General features: G+C 48.2%; 2 protein-coding genes. Both read left to right on the forward strand.

Annotated features, from left to right (window positions below; genetic code table 11):
• Positions 1–1,671: molybdopterin dinucleotide binding domain-containing protein (locus F7C14_RS06010; RefSeq protein ID WP_290900879.1), on the forward strand; the 1,671-nt coding region annotated here is incomplete at its 5' end.
• A gap of 5 nt (positions 1,672–1,676) precedes the next feature.
• A complete protein-coding gene (narH, locus tag F7C14_RS06015) occupies positions 1,677–3,134 on the forward strand; it encodes a nitrate reductase subunit beta (RefSeq protein WP_290900881.1) in 1,458 nt (485 codons plus the stop codon).
• Positions 3,135–3,226: the final 92 nt, after the last annotated feature.

Here is a 3,226-nt window from a genome sequence, read left to right on the forward strand (position 1 = left end):
AAGCTTGTAGAAGAGGCTCAAAAATCGGGAGCTAAGAGTGACGATGAAATTAAGAAGTGGATAGTCGAGAGATTGAAAGAGGGTAGCCTGAAGTTCGCAATAGAAGATCCAGACGCTGAAGAGAACTGGCCGAGGGTCTGGTTCATCTGGAGAGGAAACGCCATAGGATCAAGTCCCAAAGGTCACGAGTTCTTCCTAAAGCACTTTGTCGGTGCTCCGAACAGCAACGCAATGGCTAAAGAAGTTGCTAAAGATTTGGTTGAAGAAGTTGTTTGGAGAGAAGCTCCAGAAGGTAAGCTGGACTTAATCGTTGACTTGAACTTCCGAATGGACACCACCGCCGTCTACTCAGATATTGTCCTGCCAGCAGCCCACTGGTATGAGAAGAACGACATTCAATCCACAGATCTTCACACGTTCATCAACTGTCTCGGAGCGGCGACATCTCCAGCTTGGGAGGCAAAATCCGATTGGGAGATATTCAAGCTTATTGCGAAGAAGTTCAGCGAGCTTGCTGAAAAACACTTCCCGAAGCCGGTTAAAGATGTCGTCATGGCACCTCTCCTCCACGACACTCCAGAGGAGATAACACAGCCAGAAGTCAAAGACTGGAAGAAAGGAGAAACGGAGCCGATTCCAGGAAAAACCATGCCAAAACTCGTGATAGTCGAAAGGGACTACGCCAACCTGTACAAGCGATTCATATCCTTAGGACCGGGAATAAAAACCCTCGGTGCCCACGGAGTTAGCTGGGACGCAAGCGACATCTACGAGGAACTTCTCGAAAAGTACCCCACGGTGAAGTGGAACGGAAACAAGTACGTTTCCCTTGAAGACGAGGTGACAGTTGCCAACGTGATTCTGATCTTCGCTCCCGAAACGAACGGAGAAATCAGCTATCGAGGATTCAAGAATTTAGAAAAGAAGGTTGGTAAAAACCTCAGCAAAATTGTAGAGTCTTACAGAAGCTACAGAGTCACTTTCGAAGATGTCGTAACGCAGCCAAGAAGGATCATCACGAGTCCCGTCTGGAGCGGAAACATCAACGACGGAAGAACGTACTCGCCATACACTCTCAACGTCGAATTCGAAATACCTTGGAGAACCCTAAGCGGAAGACAAGAGCTATACCTCGACCACCCCTACTACATAGCCTTCCACGAAGCTTTACCAACATTCAAGCCCAAGCTCAGTCCCAAGCTTCTTGACGAGCTTGAAGGAGAGGAAGGATTGATCCTCAACTTCATAACACCCCACGGAAAGTGGAGCATCCACTCAACCTACTACGACAATCTGAGAATGCTAACTCTGTCGAGGGGAGGACAAGTTGTCTGGATAAACGACGAAGATGCGAGAAACGCGGGAATAAACGATAACGACTGGGTGGAGGTTTACAACAACAACGGAGTAATAGTTTGCAGAGCCGTCGTTTCTTCAAGAGTGCCTAAGGGAATGGCTATAATGTACCACGCTCCGGAAAGAACGCTCTACATTCCAAAATCGAAGAAAACTGGAAGGAGAGGAGGAGTTCACAACAGCGTCACAAGAACGAGGCTCAAACCGCTTCTCATGGTTGGCGGATACGCTCAGTTCAGCTACTACTTCAACTACTGGGGACCGACGGGAGTGAATAGAGACACCTACGTTATCGTAAGGAAGCTTGAGAGGTGATTTTAATGGATGTTAGGGCTCAGCTTGTTATGGTTTTCAACCTCGACAAGTGCTTAGGCTGTCACACCTGCAGCATAGCCTGCAAGAACATCTGGACAGACAGAAAGGGAGCGGAGTACATGTGGTGGAACAACGTTGAAACTAAGCCCGGGGCTGGATATCCGAAGTTCTGGGAAGATCAGAAGAGATATAAAGGCGGATGGGTTCTGAAGGGGAACAAACTAAAGCTAAGGGCTTTCAGCAAGCTTTCAACTCTCCTCAACATATTCTACCAACCCCACATGCCCAGACTCGAAGATTACTACCACCCCTGGACTTACGACTACGCAAAGCTGTATGAGTCTCCGGAAGAGAGCGATCAGCCTGTTGCCGAGCCTATTTCGCTGATTTCCGGGGAGAAGATTGACATAGAGTTCGGTCCGAATTGGGATGACGACCTTGGAGGCTCACCTCTTTACGCTGAAGAGGACGTCAATTTGGATGAGAGGAGAATAGTCACGAATTTCGGAAGCATTTTCATGTTCTACTTACCGAGAATTTGCAATCACTGCTTAAATCCGGCTTGCGTAGCGGCTTGTCCGCAACGAGCCATATACAAGAGAGGGGAAGATGGAATTGTTCTCGTCGATCAAAATACGTGCAGAGGATGGAGATTCTGCGTAACGGCTTGTCCATACAAGAAGGTCTACTACAACTGGAACACCGGGAAGTCCGAGAAGTGCATATTCTGTTATCCGAGAACCGAGACAGCTCAAGCCAACGCTTGCGCCCATAGCTGCGTTGGAAGGATTAGATACGTGGGAGTCGTATTATACGATGCGGATAGAATTGAGGACGCCCTGAAAGTTAAAGATGAGGAGCTCGTTGAGGCTCAAAGAAAAATCATCCTCGATCCGAGGGATGAAATGGTTAGAAGAGCCGCCAAGGAAAACGGAATTCCAGACAGCTGGCTCGAAGCCGCTTTAAAATCACCGGCATATGCTCTAATTAAAGAGTACGAGCTTGCTTTACCACTCCACCCAGAATTCAGGACGATGCCCATGACTTTCTACATTCCACCCCTTTCTCCGGTTTTAGCAGTTCACAGAGCAATACACGATGTCGAAGAGCATGAGGAAGTCCCGGATAAAGATTTGCTGAGAGTTCCGGTGAGATACCTCTCCAAGCTTTTCTCCGGCGGAAATGAAAGAGTGGTGACGGAAGCTCTTGAGAGACTCGTCGCTTTGAGGAAGTACATGAGAGCGAGAAACGTCGGAGAGAATCCTGACGAAGATAGCCTGAGGAAAGCGGGTCTTGATGCCGAAAGCGCTGAGAGATTGTATCGCCTACTAACCATAGCGAGCTACAATGAGAGGTATGCCATTCCAACTCTCCATAGGGAATACCTCGACGTCGCATCTTCAGAGGAGAGGAAGGGAGGAAAAGGTTTCGGCATATCGATCGGACCGAGGGGAGGACTATGAGGAAAGTGAAAGACTGCTACACACTCCTATCAAAACTTTTGCAGTATCCCAACGATCTCGTTGAGATTAGAATTGCTGCGGAAGAACTCTAC

The sequence above is a fragment of the Ferroglobus sp. genome (assembly GCF_015521575.1).
GTDB lineage: Archaea > Halobacteriota > Archaeoglobi > Archaeoglobales > Archaeoglobaceae > Ferroglobus.